We start from the raw sequence: 21,953 nt of genomic DNA on the forward strand, positions 1-21,953 counted from the left end.
GGAGGGGTCAACGGGCCACCACGATCTCTGCGTCCACACCGAGCCGCTCGAGCGACCCGCGGATCTCGCCCTCGTAGTTGCCGTTCATGATCACGACCAGCGAGGCGTCGAGGCCGATGAGCGCCTGCGGCGGCAACACGCTCTGACCGGTCACCGGCAGGCGCTTGCCGGCCTTCTTCTCGCTGACGTCGACGACCTGCGCCTGCATGGCGTGGGGGACGAGGTTGCAGTAGGTGACACCCTTCGAGCCGGCTCCCCAGATCACGATCGGGCCCGCATCCCGATGCTGATCCAACAGCTCGGCCTGCCGCTCGATCGCAGCGTTGAAGCGACGACCGAAGCCCCGGCAGGCGGTGACGAGGGCTTCCAGCTCCTCGCTCGATCGGATGCCCGGCGCCCCGTCCAGGTCCGTGACACCGCCCGTCGTGAACCCCTCGATCCAGGCGAACTGGTCACCGAAGGTCCGGCCGGTGCGCGTCACCTCGAAGCCGGCCTCGTCGAAGGTGGACCGCAGCGCGCTCTGATCGAAGTACAGCGGGTGTTCGTAGATGACGTCCCAGAAGGCGTCCCTCGTCACCATGTACGCGGCGTCCGGGACCTCGAGGTAGATCGGGACTCGCGAGCCGGGCTGACGCGGCCGGGTCCGGTCGGCGATGCTGCGCAGGAGCGCAACCGGGTCGGCGACGTGCTCCAGGACATGCCGGCAGACGACCAGATCCGCCGTCTCCTCACCCCACCCCAGGCCTGTCTCGACCCGCTCACCACCAGCCCGCTGTTCGTCGGGATCGTGGCTCGGGTCGAAGCCGACCCCGTCGCAGCCCGCCGCCTCGCACAGCAGCGCCAGGAACTCGCCGCTGCCAGCCCCGACCTCGAGGACCCGGCCGCCGGCCAGGTCGTGGTCGCCGGCCAGCCGGGCCGCCAGCCCCTCCGCCCAGACACCGAACACTCCGGAGCCGTGCAGGGAGTTCTCGTAGGCGGGGCTGTACTCCACCAGCCGCTCGTCGAACTGGGCATTGGCGATGAGCCCGCAGTGGTGACACACCACGAGGTCGATCTGGGCGGTGGGAGCAGCCCGCGCGGCGGAGTGATCGGTGTAGAGCACGTTGTTGAAGACCGGGACGGCGTCCAACTGCAGGAAGCTCTCCCGCTCGGTTCCACCACAGGCCGGGCAGCTCGCGTTCGACGCCGCGGGAGCCCACGGCGCAGGCCGTGTCAGCAGCTGGGCCATCAGACCGCGACCAGCCGCGCCGAGGACCCCATCGCGTCCAGCTCGGCCTGGATCTCCGCGGTGTAGACCGGGTTCATCGCGATCACCAGCGCGGGGTCGTACTCGCGGAGGAAGTCGGGAGCGACGATCTCCTGCCCGCCGCCGGCGATGAACTTGCCGTGCTTGTGGGGGTTGATGTCGACGGCGTAGCGGATCGGTGTGTCCTCGCCCAGGGCGCCCAGGTAGGACACCCCCTTGGACCCGGAGCCCCAGATGACCGTCCGACCACCCGTGGCTGCAACCTCATCCACCAGCGCTCGGGTCTCCTCCATTCGGGTCTCGAATGCCTCGGTGAACCCCCGGACGGCCTTGCGCAGCACATCGACGTCGTCCTCCAGTGGGAGCGCCGCGGGCGCGGCGACATCCGAGCCCGACGGGCGCGCCTCAAGCAGGATGTACTGGTCGTCGTACGCCAGGCTCACGTCGGTGACCTCGAAGCCGGTCTCACGGAACAGCCGCACCAGCGAGCCGGCGGTGAAGTAGGCGCAGTGCTCGTAGTAGAGGTCCCAGAAGGCCCCCTCCTCGAGCACGCGCAGCACGTCGGGGACCTCCCAGAGCACGGGGATGTCACGATCGCCGATGGCAGTACGTACGTCCTGCATGAACGCACGGACGTCGTGGATGTGCTCCAGCGTATGCCGGCACACGACCGCGTCCTCGGTGATCTGCCCATAGGTGTCGTCGAAGAACGCGCGCTGCCAACGGATCCGGTCGGTGTCCCGCCGCTCGGGGCGGACGCCAGGATCGATCCCGGTACCTCCCTCCAGGCCGGCTCGGACCATGAACTCGAGGAACTCGCCCTTGCCACAGCCGATCTCGATGGCCGTCTTGCCGGCCAGGTCGTGGTCAGCGACCCACCGAGCAGCCAACTCCTCGGCCCACCCCACGAAGCACTCCGAGAACGCCTGGGTCTCCTCGTACCGCTCGGAGTACTCCGTCAGCGTCGGGTCGAAGGCCCGGTTGGTGATGAAGCCGCAGGTCTCACACATGGCGAGCTGCAGGCGACCGGTGGGCAGCGCCTCCACGTCGGCCATGTCGTCGAGGAGCAGGCATGAGTTGGTCGGGACCGACTCCACCGCGTGGAAGTCGGTCAGAGACGATCCAAGACACGCCGGGCAGTGGTTGATCACGGGTGACCCGGTCACGACAGAGCCTCCGTCTGGGTGTCCTCAGCCGCGCCACCGACGTTCGAGCCGCCAGGGCTCTGGACCGCCTGCTGGAGCTCCGCCGGAGTCGGCACCGGCACGAGGAACGTCCCGCCGCGTCGGACGTACTCGGCCTGCTGAGCCACGATCTCGTCGGCGAAGTTCCACGCCAGGATCAGGACGTCGTCAGGCTGCTCCTCGAGCAGCGCCTCGGTGGGACGGACCGGGACGTGAACCCCGGGCATCATCAGCCCGTGCTTGTGGACGTTGCGGTCGACGACGAAGTCGAGCAGGTCGGTCCCGATGCCGGAGGCGTTGAGCAGGGTGCTCCCCTTCGCAGCGGCCCCATAGGCAGCGATGGTCCGCCCCGCGGCCCGTCGCTCGATCAGCAGTGCCCGGAGTGCGTCGATGTTGGCCTGCACCCGCTCGCCGAAGTCGGCGTAGTAGGCAAACCCGGTGACCCCCTCGGCCTCCTCGAGCGCCGTGAACTCCCGCACCCGGTCGCTGACATCCTCGACCGGGCCGCAGTGCCACCGCAGCGTTCCGCCGTGGAGGTCGGGGAAGTACTCGACGTCGTTGAGGAAGAGGCCGTGCCGTCGCATCAGGTTGTGGACCGACGTGCAGGAGTAGTAGCTGAAGTGCTCGTGGTAGATCGTGTCGAACTCGGCGTGTTGGACCAGATCGTGCACCCAGGGGTTCTCGACCGTGATCAGCCCGTCGTCCGCGATGAGCTCGGCCATGCCGCCGACGAAGCTGTCGAGGTCGGGCACGTGCGCCATCACGTTGTTGGCGATGATGACGTCGGCCTGCTTGCCCTCGGCGCGCAGCCGCTGTGCGACCTCGACGCCGAAGAACTCCACCAGGGTCGGGATGCCGTTCTCGATGGCCACCGCAGCCTGATCGGGCGCCGGGTCGATGCCGAGCACGGGGATCCCCTGCTCGGCGAAGTTCTTCAGCAGGTAGCCGTCGTTGCTGGCCAGTTCGACGACCAGGGAGTCCTCACCCAGTCCGCGACTGGTGATCAGGTTGGTCGCGTGCGCCCGGCTGTGCTCCAGCAGATGATCGCTGAAGGAGGAGAAGTACAGGTAGTTGTCCACGAACAACGTCTGCGGTGGGACGTCGTGCAGGATCTGGACCAGGGTGCACTCCTCGCAGAAGGCCACCTCGAGGGGAAAGCGCTGCTCCGCTGCGTCGATGTCGTCGGGGCGGACCAGGGCATCGGCCAGTGGCGTCTTGCCCAGTGACAGGAACGGCCGCAGGGTCTCGCCACCGCAGGCCCGGCAGGCCGTGATGGCGGCGGTCATGACGCCACCCTGCTCGCGCGGCTCAGCACCCAGCGCAAGGAGTCATCCAGTCGTCCTGCGCCCATCTCGGCTCGGACGTGCTTGAGCCGTTGCAGGCCGCCGCCCTCGAGCTGTTCGCGGGTCAGCCCGACCGCCTGGAAGAGGTCACGCAGCTGCTCAGCACCGGTCTCGACCGTCCACTGGGGGACGGCGTGCGGCAGCAGGGACGCCAACTTGTCGCAGTCCACGCGGTAGTTCCGCTTGTCGGGCCCGGCGTTCGGACCGAAGCCGATGATCGAGTCGGGCACGACGCCGTGGACGATCTCGGCGACGTCACGGATCCGGTAGTTCTCCGCGGTTGCGCCGACGTTGAACGCTTCGTTGTGCACCAGTTGGGTGGGCGCCTCCAGGATGGCGAGCGCCACCCGGGAGATGTCCTCGATGTGGACCAGCGGGCGCCACGGGGTGCCGTCGCTCTTCAGCAACACCTCGCCGATGGCGACGGCGTACCCGGTCAGGTTGTTGACCACCAGGTCCCCACGCAGCCGCGGCGAGACGCCGTAGGCCGTTGCGTTGCGCATGAACGTCGGGCTGAAGTTGTCATCCGCGAGGGCGGAGATGTCACGCTCGGAGAGGACCTTGGACTCACCGTACGGCGTCACGGGAAGGAAGTCGGCGGACTCGTCGATGTAGCTGTCGCCGTGGGCGCCGTAGAGGCTGCAGGAGGAGGAGTAGACGAACTTCGAGACGCCTGCCTCCTTCGCCAGAGCTGCCAACCGCGCCGGGGCACGGTGATTGATGGCATAGGTGGTGTCGGGGTTGAGGTCGCCCAAGGGGTCGTTGGAGATGGCGGCCAGGTCGACGACGGCGTCGAAGCCGCGCAGATCCTCCACCGTGACGTCCCGCGTGTCCTTGCGGATCGCGGGCGGCTCCGACGGGGCCGGCCCGATGCCGCAGTCCTCGTACAGGAACGAGTCGAGCCCGGTGACCTCGTGGCCTGCCCGCTGCAGCATCGGAACCAGGACGGTGCCGATGTAGCCGGCGTGGCCGGTGACCAGAACGCGCATCGTCACCACACCTTCCAGACGGGCCCGTCGACCCACAGCTGTTCGAGGCGCTTCTTGTCCCGGATCGTGTCCATGCACTGCCAGAACCCGTAGTGGCGGTAGGCCATCAGCTCGCCGTCCTTGGCCAGCTTGATCATGGGCTCGAGCTCGAACTGCGTGTCGTCCCCGTCGATGTAGTTGGCCACCTCGGGCTCCATCACGAAGAAGGCGCCGTTGATCCACCCCTCACCGGTCTGGGGCTTCTCGGAGAACTCGCTGACCGCGTCACCGTCGAAGGTCATGTGTCCGAAGCGGGCCGGTGGTCGGACGGCCGTCATGGTCACGAGCTTCCCGTGGGACCGGTGGAAGGCCAGCAGGTCGTCCAGGTCCACATCGCTGACACCATCACCCCAGGTGAGCATGAACGTGCCGTCCTGTGCCAGGTACGGCACCAGCTGCTTGATCCGGCCGCCGGTTGCCGTCGGGAGGCCGGTGTCGACCAAGGTGACCTCCCAGTCCTCGATCTCTCCCTCGTGTCGGGTCACCTTGCCGGCACCCAGGTTGACGGTCAGGTTGGAGGCCAGCGAGGCGTACTCGAGCAGCCACCGCTTGATCACGTCGCCCTTGTACCCCAGTGCCACGGCGAACTCGGTGTGATCGAAGGAGGCGTAGTACTTCATGATGTGCCACATGATCGGCCGGCCCCCGATCTCAACCATCGGCTTCGGCTTGACCTCGGTCTCCTCAGCCAGCCGGGTCCCGAGACCTCCGGCCAGAATGCCTACTCTCATGGATGTGCTCTCCCTCTAGATGACTCGCACGATGTTCGGCCCTCGCCGCTGCTGACGAGGTGTCGCCACCTTCGTGTCGGCCTGTCAAGGCGCCGTCAAATGGGAGAGCGCGCGCCTGGTGGCCTTACCGCGAGAGGGGGTTGCTGAGGAAGGTGGCGTCCTCGACCGGTGAGCCACCGACCAGGTGCTCGGCGACGATGCGCTTCGCCAAGCCGGTGTCCACGCCGCCGTACCAGACGCCGTCGGGGTAGACCACGACCACCGAGCCGCCACCCTTGCAGATGTTCATGCACGTGGTCTTGGTGACCGTGAGTTCCGCGCGAAGCCCGGCGTTGGCGATGCCGTGCTTCAGCGTCTTCGCGACGTCCTTGCCGGACTTGCAGTCAGACGCCGTGCACACGAAGACGTGCTGCTGCATGGTGGCCATCTTGGCCTTCTCGGCGCGCTTGCGAAGGCGCTTCAGGTCCGTTCCCACGGGTTGTCGTCCTGCTCGTCGGTGGTGCGGGGGTTCGCCTCGTCGGTCAGTACCGAAGGTGAGGTTAAGTGAAATCCAGCCCCGCACTGTAGTGCTCACCGATCCAGCCTGCGACCACCAATCGAGGACGACGTGTCGGGACGTGACGACGGCCGCCCTCCGGGGAGACGGAGGGTGGCCGCGGTGATGGTCGATGGCGTCAGTGAACAGCCCTAGTCGTCGTCCCCATCGTCATCGTCGTCATCCCCATCGTCGTCGTCCTCGTCGTCATCGTCATCGTCCTCGTCGTCATCGTCATCGTCGTCACGGTCGTCGTCATCGTGTGCCGCGGCGTCGGCGAGGACCTGGTCGCAGATGGCCCCTGGGCCTCCGAGCGCGACGACACGGTCCGGGTCGAGGCGATCGATCTCCTCGAGCACGACGCCCGGGATCTCGCCGCATGATGGCACCAGGAGGATCGGGCCGTCGGTCAGCACCCCGCCGGCGACGGCATCCGCGGAGTCATCGGCCCGCGCGAGGTAGGCGGTGTCGGCACCGTCGGAGAACTGGTCTGCGGAGATGGCCACTGCCGTGTGGAAGCGGGTGTCGCCGAACAGGCGGGCGGTGACGCGCGAGTCGTCGTCCCCGTTGTCGTCATCGTCGTCGCCTGGACCGTCGTCATCGCCCGGACCCTCATCATCGTCATCATCCCCCGGGCCGTCGTCGTCCCCGTTGTCGTCATCGTCGTCGCCAGGGCCGTCATCGTCGCCCGGGCCATCGTCCTCATCGTCGTCATCATCATCCCCCGGACCGTCGTCATCGTCGTCGCCCTCGCCATCGAAGGTGGGAAGTGCCGGCGCCTGGACGGTGGCCAGGGCTGCTGACGCGAGCCCCAGGCTCATCAGGACGGCCAAGACCATCGCCAGGTAGGTGTGTCTGCGCACGGTGTTCTCCTCGGTGTGATCGGTGCGGTTCGTGGCTCGAGCCGCGGTGATGTCACTGTGCGAGCCGGTCCTTGGACAGACGTGAGCCCTCCATGAGAGAACCCTTATGTATCAACCGCGGACGGCGACGGTCTCCACGTATGCCGGCGGGTGTCGAAACCTTGACGCGACCCCGCCGGCCGTTGATAGTCCATGGTCCAGCCAACGGCCCACTTTGTGAGGGAGTGCGATGCCGAATCCGTCAGAACTGCCGCCGCCATCTTTCGCGTTCGGACGCAGACGACTGCTGCAAGGCGGTCTCGTCCTGTTCTCCGCGACCATGCTCGACGCCACGCTACCGACCTCGGCATCGGGACAGGAGTTCGCTGGCTTCCAACTGCTGCGCCTGCGTCGGCGTGAGGACCAGCTCAACCTGAATCTGCAGCTCTTCGGTCTGAACTTCGACGGGCAGCAGCTGACGCGAGGCTCGGGCCGGGCATTCATCGTCGTGGAGTTCCCGCCGCAGCACGTGCTGGAGGAGGCGTTCCTCGAGAGCGACCCCGCTCTGGAACCGATCACGCCTGAGACCCGCGGCGGTCAGCAGGTGGGGCTGGGCGTGCGAGCTCGCCTCTCCGGTACCAGCCGACTGGCCTTCCGGATCCCCGACGACATCGACGCAATACCGCTGACACCGGAGGGCCTGTTCAACTGGGCGGCGTGGACCGCCTCCCTCGTCGGCGCCGCACAGGCGCCGGGGGCGGCACCGAGCCAGCCCTCCGGCACGCAGACGGCGATCGAGCTGCCCTGGTGGCTGCTGCTCAGTCCGGATGACACCTCCGGTTGGGCGCACTCGGCGACCCCGGTCGATCTGGGCGGACCGCGGACGGAGCTGTGGCACACCCGACTCGCGCGCCTGCAGGGCGGCGAGCTGAGCGAGGACTCCCCTCGCCCGGTCCGCGCGGTCTGGGCGCGTGATCAGGGGTTGGACGAGCACCTCCAGGGTGAGGAGCGGTTGACCGACAGCGGTGTCCCCTTCGCCGATGGTGGCCTGGTCCCCATGTACCCGGTGGATCGCGGGGACATCGTGATGTCGACCGCGGGCTGGCCCGGGACGACGGCCTACCGGCTGGACCCCGAGCCGGTCGAGGCCCACCGGTTGGCGCTGTCGCCCTTCGGTGGGTGGCTCGACTCCACGGGGAACTGGGCGGAGGAGCCCGAGGGGCAGCCGGCATCGACCTCGCTCGAGTCGTGGCGCCACATCGCCGCCGTGGGCCGCGACAACTACGTCCGTATCGTCCGTCGCGGGTTCCTGTTCCCCTTCGGTCACCGCGCCTCTCTGGTCCGAGTGACCGAGCGCCGCTTCACCCCCGTCCAGATCGACGGCCAGACGCGGCAGGTCGCCCTCCTGCGGCAGAAGTTCTTCATCATCGTCCGCGAGCCGGTGCAGACGTACGGCACCGGAGTGCCCTTCGGCGGTGCCGCCACACCGTTCGATCGGATCGAGGTGCTCACCCTCACGACACCATCCCTCGACGCGCCCCCGAACGACGTGGCTCCGGATGTCGGTGTGATCGATCTCCAGGGCGAGGGTCCTGGGGCACCGCCGGAGAACGCATCGGAGGTCTTCGTCCCGGCCATTGATGGAGAACCGTTCCGGTTCGTCGTGGATGCCCGTGACTACGACGGGGTCCATCACACCTTCACCAGCGCCGTCGCGTTCGTCGAGCTGACCTCCGCGGAGAACGCGGCAGTGATCGATCGGCTGATCGACCGGTGGGAGTCGCAGAACCCCGACGGACCACTGCGGCGCTCAGACCTGCAGGGACGCCGCGTCATGCTGAGCGAACCGTCGACCGACAAGCCCGGCAACTCCGAGGCCATCACGAACTCGCTGTCGTGGAGCGGCGTTCCCTTCCCCGGACAGCGCCCTGCCTTCTCCCCCTTCCTCTCGTTTGCCCGCATCGTCCCGGAAGCGGCGGAGGCGATGCTCGGCGGCGCCGTCGGCAGCGACATCCCGATGAGCTACACCGCCGCCTACCTCGACGCCGGCGGTTTCCTGGGCGGGCCACTGGAGGACGCGGGGGCGTTCATGGCCTTCGCCGACGATCTCGTCGACGAGGTCGCACCCGGGTTGGACTTCGCGGGCAGCGGCAAGTCCGACCGGAGCGGTGGCTCGGTCAGCCCGGGTCTTGTCATCAGGTCGCTGTCCCGGGCGGTCGGCATCGCCGGCGACCCATCGACGTTGCTGCCCACGGGTGGCATCGACCTCGCCGCGCTCTTCTCCGACCTGGGCGGCTTCCTCGGCAACATCCTGCTGGAGAACGTGCTCCCGACGGATGTGTCCTTGGAGGAGGGGCCGTTCGCCCTCGAGAGCCGCCGCGAGGGCGACATCGTGACCAGTCGGATGACGGTGAACTCCGGCCTGGTCGATTGGCCCAGCGACGATCCGGTCTTCCTGGCATCGGAGGGCACACCCGCCAAGCTGCTGATCGAGGTCACCAACGTCGTCCCGCTGACCAACCCGCAGGCGGCCACCACCGACATCGTCGGCGAGGTCACGAACTTCTCGATCATCCTCTTCGGCCCCGTCCCGTTCATCCAGGTCGACTTCTCCGCGCTGACCTTCGAGGCTCGGCCGGGCCAGAGCCCCACCGTCGATCCGGGCATCATCGACGTCTTCCCGCCGGACAACAGTCCGCTCAACTTCATCGATCAGGTCCTCAGCCTGCTGCCCACCGACACCTTCGGGTTCGACGTCGACATCTCCGCGGCCGGCGTCACGGCAGGGCTCGACACCACCTTCCCGACCATCACCATCGGGGCCCTGCAGATCCACCAGCCCAATCTGGGCGTGGCGGTCACGATCCCGTTCAACGGCGACCCGTTCGCTCTGCGCTTCAACCTGGGCCGGCGGGACCTGCCCATCGCGGTGACCTACCTCGCCCTGGGCGGCGGGTTCTGGTTCGAGGTCGAGGTCACGGGCAGCACCGTCATCCTGCTCACCGTCGGCATCGAGGTCCGCGCGTCCGCCGAGGTCGGGGTCGGCCCGTTCAAGGCCAAGGGCAGCATCGCCGTCGGCATCTTCTTCTCGATCGAGAACAAGGACGGCCAGGAATCGGCCATCCTCGGCGGCTACATCCGCGCCGAGGTCGAGGTCAACGTCCTGATCCTCGGTGTCCACATCACCTTCGAGCTGGTGATGACCTACGACTTCAACAGCAACCAGGCCACCGGCCGCGCAACCGTGGAGATCGAAGTCGAGATCGCCTTCATCGGCTTCTCCTGGTCGATCGAGGTGGAACGCAAGATCGGCGGCGGTGGCGGCGGAGGCGGCGGCCTCCGCCAAGGCCAGGCCGCGGGCTTCCTGGGACCCACCGCAACACCCCGGTTCGGTGACACCCTTGCCGAGGGGGACTGGGCGGCGTACTGCGACGCCTTCGCACCAGTGGCGTAGCACGGACACACGCAAGCAAAGGACAGAGGGATCCACCATGAGTCAACTGACCTGGACCGTCCTCCCGAACGGGATCACCGACGACGGCACCATCGCCCGGCTGAGCGTGCACCTCGACATCACCACCGTCGAGGGGAGCCTGGTCGACCACGAGGAGTTCCTGACGGGCGACTCCCCGTCCTGGCCCCCGGATGACATCACCTTCGATGTCGTGATCGGCCCACTCGGCGGTGCCGAGTCCGAGATCACGCGCCTGACGGCCACACCGGTGGAGCTGGCCGACTCCGCCACCTGGGGTGAGCTGTTCGAGCCGGACTCGCCGAGCAGTGACGAGCCGTTCGTGGACCGGACCGACGTCCCGATCCACACCTATCCCTCCGCCCAGTTGGCCGACTTCATCCGTGACGCCTACGTGGACGCGGCCGTGCGTGCGCCGGAGACCGGGCCCAAGCGCTGCGATCTGCTGGCGCGGGGATGGCGGAACCTGGCCTTCACCACGCCCGCCGGCAACCGGCTGGAACAGCCAGTCCGGGACGCGCTGGACACCATCCACGCCGGGGAGGCTGACGGCCCGCCGGTCGTCGACACCAGGTCCGGACAGACGTTCTCGCAGATCGACGCGCTGGTGGCGGCACCCCTCGAGACGGTGGCGTTCGCCCAACTGCGGGACTACTACACGCCGCCAGACCTGAACGACGAGCTCGTGGCTGCGGCGTACGCCCAGCCACTGGCGCCTCTGGGGCTCAACCTGCGGCGAGCCATCTCGGCCATCAACGCCCAACCCTTCCTCCAACGGCTCTTCGGGCTCGTGTTCGATCTGGAGATTCCACTGCCGGCGCCGCGGGGCGACCAGCCGGTGTACGTCGTGCCGCGCTCCTCCCGCCTGGCGACCTCACGGAACCGCCTCCCCGCGACCATGACGGACACCACCACGTGGCTGGCCCGGCCACGAGCGGGCAGCGACTACGCCGACGGCTACTTGCGGCTCGAGGAGCCCGAGACCGGCAAGGTCATCGACTTCGACCTGGACGGCGGCGCCCTGGGTGCCACCATCTTCGCCGGGACGCTGCTGACCGTCGAGCAGAACCTGACCATCGACACGCCGGAGACCACGAACCTCCCCGCCCTCCGCAATCAGGGACTGATGGTCACCCGGCCCGGCAACGCCGCGACACTCCACGCCGTGCTCGTGGCCGGATTGGCGGCCCAGGAGCCGTTGAACAACGGCCAGCTGATCCTGTTCGCGGACGACCTCGTCCGGGGCTTGCGGTTCGACGTCCGCCGGGACGAGGGTTCCTGGCAGTCGCTGATGCGTCGCTCCTCGACGTACGTCTTCCCCGGGACGCTGGGCGAGGTGACCATCGACGACGAAGAGGGGTACATCCCCCGGACGCCGAGTGCCAGGCCCGGCAGCCCGGACTGGTATCTATCGGAGACGCTCCTGTGGTGGGATGGCTGGAGCCCCATCCTTCCCAGGCCGGGTCGTGTCCTGAACGCCGACCTCGAGGACGCCGACGTGGCGGTGGAGCCGCCGACCAATGACGAGCCCGATCCGGACTTCCCGGTCTTGACCAGCCACGGCCTCGTTCCTGGGTCTCAGACGGCGCTGCGGGCCGGGAGTCAGTACACCTTCCGTGCCCGGATCGTCGACCTGGCCGGCAACTCCGTCCCGGTCGACGACAACGCAAGCCACGCCACCGAGCCGGTCATCTACCGCCGCTTCCAGCCTCTCAACCCGCCCGACCTTGCGCTGCGGACCTCTCCAGGTGCAGGCGAGGACGTCACCACGGTCGTCCTGCGAAGCGACGTGGACACCGACCCGAGCCCGGCGACGTCACAGCGGCACCTCGTTCCGCCGCGGTCGGAGTACACCCAAGCTGAGATCCTGGGTCTGCTGGATCGGCCGGACGGCACACCTGACCCGGCGCGGTACGCCGAGCTGGCCCAGCGGGATGCGGCAGACCTGTCAACCGTGCCCGGCGCCACCCCAGACCCTGACCGCCCCGGCGTCCTGCTGTACGGCCAGGAGACCATCACCATCGACTGGTTGGCCGACCCCTGGATCGGTGACATGAACCTGCGGGTGCTCGACGGCCCCTACGCCGACGCCATCGCCCAACTGCCCATCACGGGGATCAGCCGGCGCCTGATCGTCAACCAGGGGGATGCTGAGCCGACCGCCGGGGCCGCCGGCTTCACCGTGCCGCTCCGGAAGGCCGACATCGTTCACGTCAGGCTGACCTCGGTGCCGGTGGATGAGACCGTCGACCTCCTCGGCATCCAGGGGTGGATGCGGGACGACCTCGACCCCGCGCAGATCCAGGACACGCTGGCACTGATCGCAACCGGTCGACACGTGATGGTGTCCCCGCCCCGTGACCTGACGTTGGTGCACGCCGTCAGGCGTCCGCTGCTCGTGCCCGGCTTCGCCGACGGCTCGCCGACGATCTTTCGTCGTCCAGACGCCACCTGGGCGGGGCTGGGCGGCACCATCGAGTTCCACCGTCGCTCCACGGTGCAGTTGGAGATCGGGGCCTCATGGGAGGAGTACACCGACGCAGGGCCCGGGGGACCGCCACCCACGGACCCCGACGGCCCGGACGGCGTGGCGCCGATCGCCACGCGCGATGGGTCGGCGGTGGTGCTGGGCCAACTCGACTACGACGGGACCGACGAGATCGATCTGGCCTTCGACACCCGCCAGGAGTTCGGCGACACCCGTCATCGACAGGTCGCCTACGACATCACCGCCACCAGCCGATTCGTGGAGTACTTCGCCGAGCGCGTCAGCCCAGATCCCACCTGGCAGCCGGGAACGGAGATCGCCGATCTCGGTCCGCAACTCCAGGCGGATGAGGAAGTCGTGCCCGGGTCGATCACGGTCATCGCGCAGTTGCCCGGCGGGGCACCTGACCAGCCGCTTCGCGAGGTGAAGCTGGTCGAGCGCCGCGAACGCAGCGACGGCAGCGGCCCCACGCCAGGACACTATGTGGTCGATCGGGAGGACTGGATCGTGTCAGCGGTCAGCGCCGGGGAGGCAGCCGCACCGACCCTGGCAGCAATCCCCGACGGCACCCCGCTGAAGGTCCTCTACACCCTCCCTCCCGTGGTGCAGGAGTCGGGCCAGACGGAGCTCATCTCGGTGCCCGCCTCGGCCCGGCCACAGAGTCCGGTGGTCAAGTGGGTCGTCCCGGCCTTCGATCTGACTCACCAGCAGTCGGACAGCACGGTGGCCTCCGTCCGTGAGGGCGGCTGGCTTCGGGTCTATCTCGACCGACCGTGGTGGACCTCTGGCGAAAGCGAGATGCTCGGCGTGCTGACCTACCCCGCCGCCGAGCTGCAGGGCACGGCAGCAGTCGACCTCCCTGCTGACGACCCCCTACGGCCCTACGTGACCCAGTGGGGCGAGGACCCGGTCCTGTCCGGCGAGCCACTCCCACTGCGGTATCCGCCCATGGGTGCCTTTCCCGAGGCCCAGGTGACCGAGTACGGGGTGCGACTCGCCGAGGACCCCGGAGCCGCACCCCGGCCGCGTGGCCCGATTGCCTCCCTCGCGGCCCAGAGCCCCCCGCCACTGGCCGTGAACGTCGCCGGCCACGCTCCTGTCTATGACGCAGACCGAGATCTGTGGGCGGTCGACGTCAAGGTCCTCGGGGGACGGGCGTACCGGCCGTTCACCCGACTGGCGTTGGCCCGGTACCAGCCGGAGTCCCTCACGGGTCTGGAGCTCTCCGAGGTGGTCCTCGCCGACCTCATCCAGCTGGACCCCGACCGGTTCGTCAGCGTGACCCTACTCGAGGACTTCCGGTTGGCGGTTGCCCTCAGCGGCATCACCTACACCGAGGCCGCGCCGGGCACGCCGCTGATCGGGCGTGCCTACGCAACCGTCGAGGTCCTTCGGGACGGCTTCACGACCGAGGACCCCCAAGAGGTGGCGTACGACTCGCTGGCCGGATCCGGCCGTCAACTGCTGGAGAGCGGCCCAGCCGTAGATGGGGTTGCGGCGTGGACGGGGCAGCTCGGTGTTGCTGCCGGACAAGACATCCGGGTTGTCTTCGAGCAGTACGAGCTCATCCCGGTCCAAACATCGGCGGGCGGAATCGCCGAATTTCCTGGCGAACGGCTGGTGCACACCGACACCATCCGGCTGCGCATACCTGACGACGCCAGCGACCTGGTGATCGTCACACCGGACACACTGGAGGGACCCATCACTGGGCTGCCGGAGATCGTGGACCCCGTTCCGGCCCCGCCGCCCGCGACGGTTGTCCTGGTCGCGTTGGACTTCGGCCCCGATCCGTCGCAGCAACTCGTCGTGCCGCGCCAGGGATCGACATCGGGTGAGGGCGCCGGAAGCACCGGGCAGTTCGCGGGGCCCGCCGACGGCGCGGTGGCTGCGGTGCGGTTCAGCGACGCCTCTGGAGCCGGGAGCCTGACCGTCCGAACCATCGAGGAACGCCCCGGCGGCCTGGGCCTCGGGATCACACCCATCGGCCCGGCCGTGACCGTGATCGCCTCCGGGGTCACGCACGGCACCGTGGAGGTCGACCTGCCCGCGCCGGGCAACGGTCCCGAACGGGTCTACCAACAAGTCGGCCGCACCTGGGTTGACGTCACCCTCGCTCGTTCGGACGGCGTCGTCACGGCCTCGAGCAACTCCCTGTCGACCTTCGTGGTGGGCCTCCCCACCGGGTATCGCCGCTTCGCCGGGCCCGACCGGATCGCCACGGCCATCGCCATCTCCGAGGCGACGTTCGCACCGGGTGTGCGGCGCGCATATCTGGCGACGGCCGGCAACTTCCCGGATGCCCTGGCTGCCGGTCCTCCCGCGTCCATGGCCAACTCGCCGGTGCTGCTGGTCGGCGACTCGCTCTCGCCGCTCACGGGGGAGGAGCTGGTGCGCCTGGACCCCTGCGAGGTCGTGATCCTGGGCAGCACGGCGGCTGTCTCCGAGACGGTGGCCGAGCAGGTCCGCGCACTCGGCTTCGGCGTCCGGCGGGTCGCCGGCCCCGAGCGCTTCTCCACCGCGGCGGCCATCTCAGAGGACGCCTTCCCGAACGGGGCCAGCATCGCCTACATCGCCACGGGCGAGGCGTTCCCGGATGCGCTGGCCGGTGGCACAGCCGCAGCTCGCGATCGTGCCCCGATGCTGCTGGTCCAGCGCGATGGCCTCCCGGCCCCGACTGAGGCCGAGCTGAGGCGACTGTCTCCCTCCCGGATCGTGATCCTGGGCGGGGAGGCAGCCGTCTCGGCTGCCGTGGCCGACCAACTCGGGGCGCTGGGTGGGGCTCGGGTCGAGCGCTACGCCGGGCCTGACCGCTTCTCGACAGCCGCCGCGGTGGCGGCGTCGTTCGGGACCGCGAAGACCGTCTTCGTGGCGACTGGCAACGAGTTCCCCGATGCGCTGGCCGGTGTGCCGGCCGCTGGGATCGAGCGGGCCGCGCTGGTGCTGGTCCAGCCAGACGCCGTGCCCGATGTGGCCGCCACCCAGCTGTCGCGGCTGCGCCCGGACCAGATCGTGGTGTTGGGCGGGACCGCCGCCGTCGGTGCGGAGCTCGACGGCATCCTGCAGCAGTACTTGGCCACGGCCTAGTCCGCGAGCGTCCCAACGAGCAACGGTGTCCTCGGGCGCGTCCCGGCACACGCGGCGGTCATGCTCCGCGAATCCGGCCGAACCTAGGCGCTCTGGACGGTCTGGTTGCGGCCGCGCTCCTTGGCCTCGTAGAGCGCTCGATCGACCCGCTCGAGGCACTGCCCCACCGACTCGTCGGTCCCGAGGGTGCCGAATCCGATGGAGGCGGTGATGCCCAGGTCCGCCTCGGCCAGGGCCGTTCGCAGCCGCTCTGCCACGGCGTAGCCCCCGGTGTCGAGTTGCGGCAGCACGATCAGGAACTCCTCCCCACCCCAGCGGGCGGCCAGGTCGTGGCCGCGCAGCTTCTGCTGCAGCACGTCGGCGGTGCGCCGCAGGGTCTGATCACCGACGGCATGACCGTAGGTGTCGTTGATCCGCTTGAAGTGGTCGAGGTCGACCAGCATCAGCCCCGTACCCGGCGTCGCTGCCTGGATCAGCTGGGCGATCCCCCGACGGTTGAGCAGGCCGGTGAGCTCGTCCTTGCCCGCCAGGTCGCCTTGGACGACCGCCAGCTGTCGATCCTCCTGCTTGATGGACACGATGATGTCGACGCAGAGCACGACGCCGAGCAGGCAGCCGACGATCGAGGCACCATTGACCGACGGTACGTCCGATTGGGCAAGGACGATCACGAGCCCTGCGGCCGAGGACGCAGCCAGCGCACGTGCCGCACGGCGCTCGAACGCGACGTAGAACGCCGCCACGATGCCGACCGCACCAAAGGCGGCGGTTGACTGATCGACGGCGGGCGCATCCCGCCCCACCACGTCGAGCACCTGAGCTCCGACGGCCAGGCCCGCCACGGCAACCATCAGGCGGCCCGCTGTCTCGTGGGTGATCCGCTCGAGCATCAGCAGCACCGCGCCGGCGGCGATGACGAAAGCCACCACGCCGAAGAGCGTGGCCGCGCGGGCATCGCCGGTCACGGCAAAGGCAACTGCGACACCACCCACGAGTGCACAGGCATACCACGCGGCCACCTTGATGTAGCGCCGGTCCAGTGAGGCAAGCGTAGACCGGGTGCTCTCTTGGCGCGTGCGTGATCTCTCCACACACATCAGATCGTCAGATTGTCGGGATACTTGACCGGCCCCGCGAGATCGATCGGGTCAGCCGGTGGGAGCGAAGGCCGAGGGATCGGCGCTGAACGCCGCGCGGCACCCGGCCGCGCAGAAGACGTAGGTCCGACCGTCGTGATCGTGACGGTGGTGGGCCTCCTCGACGACCACGGTCATCCCGCACACCGGGTCGGTCGCCTCGGTCCGGACGCGTGGAGCCGTGACGATGCGCTGGAGGTCGCCGCGCGCCCGTCGTGCAACGAGGTCCGCGAGGATCGCGACCGCGATCTCGGTGTGGGTGGTCGAGCCCAGATCCAGCCCGGCGGGACCGATGATCCGGTCGCCACCGCCGGGGTCGTCGAGGAGTTCGATCGTGGCGGCGCAGCGCTTCTTGGACCCGACCAACCCGATGTAGCCGGCATCGGTGGCGAGCGCGGCCCGGAGCGCCAGGTCGTCGTACTGACCTTGCGATGCCACAACAACGGCGGTGGAGGGATCGGGGGCTGGCAGCCCCAGGTCGGGTGAGGCGACCGCTCGCGCATCCCAGCCGATGGCCTGCGCCATGGTGATCAGCGCCTCGACCGCGGGGGTGTCGCCGACGGCGACGATGGCGGGGGGTGGGAGGTGGGGCTCCAGGTACATCTGCAGGGCTCCTTCGCTCTCGCACGCCATGGGGATCACCCGCACGCCGGGCGCCGGGGTGGCCTCCTCGTCGTCGAACTCACCGAGGAACAGCAGTCGGGGCTCGCCGTCCTGCAGGCTCTCGAGCGCCTCGCTGATCACGGACGGCTGAGCACACGCGCCGCCGACGAACCCCTCGATGGAGCCGTCGGGCCAGACGATGGCGGCCCCGCCGAGCGGCCCGGACGTGGGCCCCTGGCGCCAGACGACCTTCGCGAGCACGAAGGCAGCCCGGTCGCGGGCCGCCCGGACGGCCTGCTCCATCATCTGGACGTCGGGCGTCATGACCGCCCCAGCCCCTCCCTTACTGGTCCACGATCGTGCAGGAAGCCGCGCATGTGTGGGTCAGACCCCGATCGTGTCGAATTATCCGGCCGACTGGGCGGCGTCGATGGCCTCCCAGACCCGGTGGGGCATGACCGGCATGTCGATGTTGGTGACGCCGAGATGCTGGACCGCATCGATCACCGCGTTGACGAAGGCCGCCGGGGACCCGACCGTCGGCGACTCGCCCACACCCTTCGCGCCGATGGGGTGATGGGGCGAGGGCACGACCGTCTCGAGCAGCTCGAACTTCGGGGTCTCCCAGGCCGTGGGGATCATGTAGTCCATGTAGTTGGACCCGATGCAGTTGCCGTCCTCGTCGAAGGTGATCCACTGCATCGAGGACATCGCGTAGCCCTCGGTCAGACCGCCGTGGATCTGCCCCTCCACGATCATGGGGTTGATCCGGACGCCGCAGTCATCGAGTGCGACCATGCGGTCCACCGTCCACTCGCCGGTGTCGAGGTCGACCTCCACCACCACGATGTAGCTGCCGTAGGGGTAGGTCAGGTTGGGCGGGTCGTAGTAGTGGACGCCCTCGAGGCCAGGCTCCATGCCCTCCGGCAGATCGGTGTAGGCCGCCAGCGAGACGTCCTGGATCGACACCGTCCGGTCCGGCGAGCCGGCGACGTTGAACTGCCCGTTGGACAGCTCGATGTCACCCTCTGCCGCCTCCAGCAGGTGCGCCGCGATCTTCCGTGCCTTGTCAGCCAACTTGCGGGCGACCACCGCAGTGGCGGCTCCGCCGACCGGGGTGGATCGTGAGGCATAGGTGCCCAGGCCGTAAGGGGTGTTGTCGGTGTCGCCGTGCACCACCTTCACATCGGTGGCGGGGATGCCCAGCTCACTGGCCACGATCTGGGCGAAGGTGGTCTCGTGGCCCTGCCCCTGGGTCTTCACGCCGACCTTCAGGACAGCCTTGCCCGTCGGGTGGACACGCAGCTCTGCCGAGTCGAACATCTTGATGCCGGCGATGTCGTAGTCCTTGGACGGACCGGCGCCGACGGCCTCGGTGAAGTGGGCGACGCCGATGCCGAGCAGGCGACCGTCCTCGCGGGCCTGGCGCTGCTCCTCGCGCAGGGCCTCGTAGCCCACGTGATCCATGGCCTTGCGGAGCGCGGTCGGGTAGTCACCTGAGTCGTACACGAAGCCGGTGGGGGTCGTGTAGGGGAACTGCTCCGGTTGGATGAAGTTCTTGAGGCGGAACTCCGCCGGGTCCATGCCAACCTCGAACGCCGCGTTGTGGACCAGCCGCTCGATGAGGAAGGAGGCCTCGGTGATCCGGAAGGAGCACCGATACGCGACCCCACCCGGCGCCTTGTTGGTGTAGGCGCCGTCGCAGACGACGTGGGCCGCCGGATAGTCGTAGGACCCGGTCACGACGTGGAAGAGGCCGGCCTTGAACTTCGTCGGCTGGGCGTCGGCGAAGAACGCGCCTTGGTCCGACAACATGTTGACGCGCAGGCCGAGGATCTTGCCCTCGTCGGTGACCGCCAGCTCACCCTTCATGTGGTAGTCGCGGGCGAAGCCGGTCGAGATCAGGTTGTCGCTGCGCGACTCGACCCACTTGACGGGCTTGCCGATCAGCAGTGACGCCGCCGTAGCCACGACGTAGCCCGGGTAGATCGGCACCTTGTTGCCGAACCCGCCGCCGAGATCGGCGGGCGAGATGATCCGGATCTTGTGCTCCGGCAATCCGGCGACCATCGCGAAGAGGGTCCGATGGGCGTGCGGGGCCTGCGAGGTGACGTAGATGGTGGCCTGACCGGTCACCGGGTCGACATCGGCTACCGCACCACAGGTCTCGAGCGGCGAGGGGTGCGACCGCGGGTAGTGGGTCTCCAGCGTGACGATCCTGTCGGCCGCCTCGAACGCTGCGTCCGTCGCCTCGGCGTCGCCGGACTCCCAGTGGTACACCCGGTTGTCGGTCTGCCCCTCCTTCTCGTCGCGGATCATCACCGCGTCATCCTCGATCGCCTGCTGCGGCGTGGTGATCGCCGGCAGCTGCTCGTACTCGACGTTGATGTACTCCAGCGCGTCGGCGGCGATGTAGGGGTCGGTGGCGATGACCGCGGCGACCTCCTGACCCTGGAACCGCACCTTGTCAGTGACGAGGACGGCTTGGGTGTCACCGGACAGGGTTGGCATCCACGCCAGGTCGTGCTGGGCCATCAGCTCGCCGGTGACGACGGCCACGACGCCGTCCATGGCCTCAGCAGCCGAGGCGTCGATGGAGATCAGCTTGGCGTGCGCCATCGGAGCCCGGAGGATCGACATGTGGAGCATGCCGGGCAGGACCACGTCGTCGAGGTAGGTCCCCTGGCCGACGATCAGGCGGTCATCCTCCTGTCGCTTGATGGCGTGGCCGATGCCGCCGACGTCCGGTGTGGTGTCCAGTTCGGGCTGGTCCTCGATGGCGGTCACTCTGCAACCTCCTGCATCGTTGCCTCCTTGGGGCGGTCCGCGTCAGTCTGCTCGTCCTGCAGTTCCATGTCGTCGGCTTCGACGCCGTTGGAACCGGCCCGCATCTGGGCGCCGGCCTCCTGGATGGACTCGACGATGTTCATGTAGCCGGTGCAGCGGCACAGGTTGCCGCTGATGGCCCAGCGGACCTCGTCGTCGCCCGGGTCGTCGTTCTCCTCCAGCAGCGCTGCGCCGACCAGCATCATGGCCGGCGTGCAGTAGCCGCACTGGAGACCGTGCTTCTCCTTGAACGCTGCCTGGACCGGGTGGAGCTCCCCGTTCTGCTTCAATCCCTCGACGGTCATGATCTCGGCGCCGTCAGCCATCACGGCGAACATCGTGCAGGCCTTGATCGGCTTGCCGTCCAGCAAGACCGTGCAGACACCACACGAGGTCGTGTCACAGCCGATGTGGGTGCCCGTGAGCCCGAGACCCGTCCGGATGTGATCGACCAGCAGGGTCCTCGGGTCGAGCTCGCTGCTGTGCTCGACGCCGTTGACGGTCATGGTCACTGTCACGGCGGTCGAGGTGGTCAGGTCCGTCATGCGGTACTCCCGGTGGTCGGCTCGCTGGCGTGAGCTTGGTCGAGGGCGGAGGCCAGGCCCCGCCTGGTGTAGACGTCGACGATGTTCCGCTTCCACTTCTCGGTGCCGCGGACATCGGTGTGGGGGTTGGATGCGGCCGCGGTGGCTGAAGCGGCGTCGGCGAACAGCTCCTCGGTGGGCATCTGGCCGACCAGCATCTCCTCGGCCTCGGTCACCTTCGTGGCGTAGGGCACCACACTGGTCAGGCCGATCCCCGCGGCGGCGATGGTGCCGTCGTCGGCGAGTTCGAGGTGGGTAGCTACTCCGACGGTGGCGTAGTCGCCGATCTTCCGCTCGAGTTTGTTGTAGACACCCCCGCTGGGTCCGCTCGGGACCGGGATCCGCACCTCGACGACCATCTCACCCTCGTCCAGGCTGTTCTCGAACAGGCCGACGATGAAGTCGGTGATGTCGATCTCACGGCGACCGTTCGGGCCCTGGGCGACCACGGTGGCTCCGGTGGCGAGCAGGACGGAGTTCCAATCACCTTCGGGGTCGCAGTGGGCCACCGAGCCGACCAACGTCCCACGGTTTCGCACCAGTGGATCGGCCACCCAGGGGGCGGCGCTTGCGACGGCGCCGGTCACGTCGTCGGAGGCGACGATGTCGGCGTGCCGGGCCAGTGCCCCGACGGCGACGTGGCCGTTCTCGCGCCGGACGTAGGCCAGCTCGTGCAGGCCGTTGATGTCCACCAGTCGCTCGGGGTAGGCGAAGCGCAGCTTCATCATCGGGATGAGCGACTGGCCGCCGGCCAGGATCCGGGTCTCGTCCGGATCCTCCGCGAGGGCCGCGACGGCCTCATCGATTGACCCCGCACGGAGGTACTCGTAGGTGGCTGGGAACACTCG

The 21,953-nt window shown here is 68.6% G+C and carries 14 protein-coding genes; 2 read left to right on the plus strand and 12 right to left on the minus strand.

Annotated features, from left to right (window positions below):
* Window positions 1-7 precede the first annotated feature (7 nt).
* From C1746_RS21400 to C1746_RS21430, 7 genes are all read right to left on the minus strand, one after another.
* Entirely contained in the window at window positions 8-1,228 is a 1,221-nt protein-coding gene (locus C1746_RS21400) for a class I SAM-dependent methyltransferase (protein ID WP_116716828.1), read from the minus strand.
* Window positions 1,228-2,412 (minus strand): class I SAM-dependent methyltransferase, encoded by a 1,185-nt coding sequence (locus C1746_RS21405; protein WP_116716829.1) that lies wholly within the window; start codon window positions 2,410-2,412, stop codon window positions 1,228-1,230. Before C1746_RS21405 ends, C1746_RS21400 begins: the two co-directional genes overlap by 1 nt.
* On the minus strand, window positions 2,409-3,716 hold the full coding sequence (locus C1746_RS21410) for a class I SAM-dependent methyltransferase (protein WP_116716830.1): 1,308 nt from the start codon (window positions 3,714-3,716) through the stop codon (window positions 2,409-2,411). Before C1746_RS21410 ends, C1746_RS21405 begins: the two co-directional genes overlap by 4 nt.
* Entirely contained in the window at window positions 3,713-4,762 is a 1,050-nt protein-coding gene (locus C1746_RS21415) for an NAD-dependent epimerase/dehydratase family protein (protein ID WP_116716890.1), read from the minus strand. Before C1746_RS21415 ends, C1746_RS21410 begins: the two co-directional genes overlap by 4 nt.
* A gap of 2 nt (window positions 4,763-4,764) precedes the next feature.
* On the minus strand, window positions 4,765-5,532 hold the full coding sequence (gene rfbF / locus C1746_RS21420; RefSeq protein WP_116716831.1) for a glucose-1-phosphate cytidylyltransferase: 768 nt from the start codon (window positions 5,530-5,532) through the stop codon (window positions 4,765-4,767).
* A gap of 124 nt (window positions 5,533-5,656) precedes the next feature.
* Window positions 5,657-6,007, minus strand: coding sequence for a (2Fe-2S) ferredoxin domain-containing protein (locus C1746_RS21425; RefSeq protein ID WP_116716832.1), 351 nt, complete (start codon window positions 6,005-6,007; stop codon window positions 5,657-5,659).
* A gap of 212 nt (window positions 6,008-6,219) precedes the next feature.
* On the minus strand, window positions 6,220-6,930 hold the full coding sequence (locus tag C1746_RS21430) for a cell wall-binding repeat-containing protein (RefSeq protein ID WP_116716833.1): 711 nt from the start codon (window positions 6,928-6,930) through the stop codon (window positions 6,220-6,222).
* Between the two features lie 229 nt (window positions 6,931-7,159).
* Between C1746_RS21430 and C1746_RS21435 the strand changes: the two genes are divergently transcribed.
* The gene (locus C1746_RS21435; RefSeq protein ID WP_116716834.1) at window positions 7,160-10,363 is read left to right on the plus strand and encodes a hypothetical protein; all 3,204 of its coding nucleotides are present in this window, start codon (window positions 7,160-7,162) and stop codon (window positions 10,361-10,363) included.
* 37 nt (window positions 10,364-10,400) lie between these two features.
* Window positions 10,401-15,956: a cell wall-binding repeat-containing protein gene (locus C1746_RS21440; RefSeq protein WP_116716835.1), complete on the plus strand. Its 5,556-nt coding sequence runs from the start codon at window positions 10,401-10,403 to the stop codon at window positions 15,954-15,956.
* Between the two features lie 83 nt (window positions 15,957-16,039).
* Here the strand turns inward: C1746_RS21440 and C1746_RS21445 are convergent, their stop codons facing one another.
* From C1746_RS21445 to C1746_RS21465, 5 genes are all read right to left on the minus strand, one after another.
* On the minus strand, window positions 16,040-17,047 hold the full coding sequence (locus C1746_RS21445) for a GGDEF domain-containing protein (RefSeq protein WP_162868076.1): 1,008 nt from the start codon (window positions 17,045-17,047) through the stop codon (window positions 16,040-16,042).
* Between the two features lie 57 nt (window positions 17,048-17,104).
* Window positions 17,105-18,019, minus strand: coding sequence for an XdhC family protein (locus C1746_RS21450; RefSeq protein ID WP_116716837.1), 915 nt, complete (start codon window positions 18,017-18,019; stop codon window positions 17,105-17,107).
* 81 nt (window positions 18,020-18,100) lie between these two features.
* Window positions 18,101-20,482, minus strand: coding sequence for an aerobic carbon-monoxide dehydrogenase large subunit (locus C1746_RS21455; protein ID WP_116716838.1), 2,382 nt, complete (start codon window positions 20,480-20,482; stop codon window positions 18,101-18,103).
* The gene (locus tag C1746_RS21460; RefSeq protein ID WP_116716839.1) at window positions 20,479-21,066 is read right to left on the minus strand and encodes a (2Fe-2S)-binding protein; all 588 of its coding nucleotides are present in this window, start codon (window positions 21,064-21,066) and stop codon (window positions 20,479-20,481) included. The genes C1746_RS21455 and C1746_RS21460 overlap by 4 nt, the downstream gene beginning before the upstream one ends.
* Window positions 21,063-21,950: an FAD binding domain-containing protein gene (locus C1746_RS21465; RefSeq protein WP_162868077.1), complete on the minus strand. Its 888-nt coding sequence runs from the start codon at window positions 21,948-21,950 to the stop codon at window positions 21,063-21,065. The genes C1746_RS21460 and C1746_RS21465 overlap by 4 nt, the downstream gene beginning before the upstream one ends.
* Between the last annotated feature and the right edge of the window lie 3 nt (window positions 21,951-21,953).

The organism is Euzebya tangerina, assembly GCF_003074135.1.
GTDB lineage: Bacteria > Actinomycetota > Nitriliruptoria > Euzebyales > Euzebyaceae > Euzebya > Euzebya tangerina.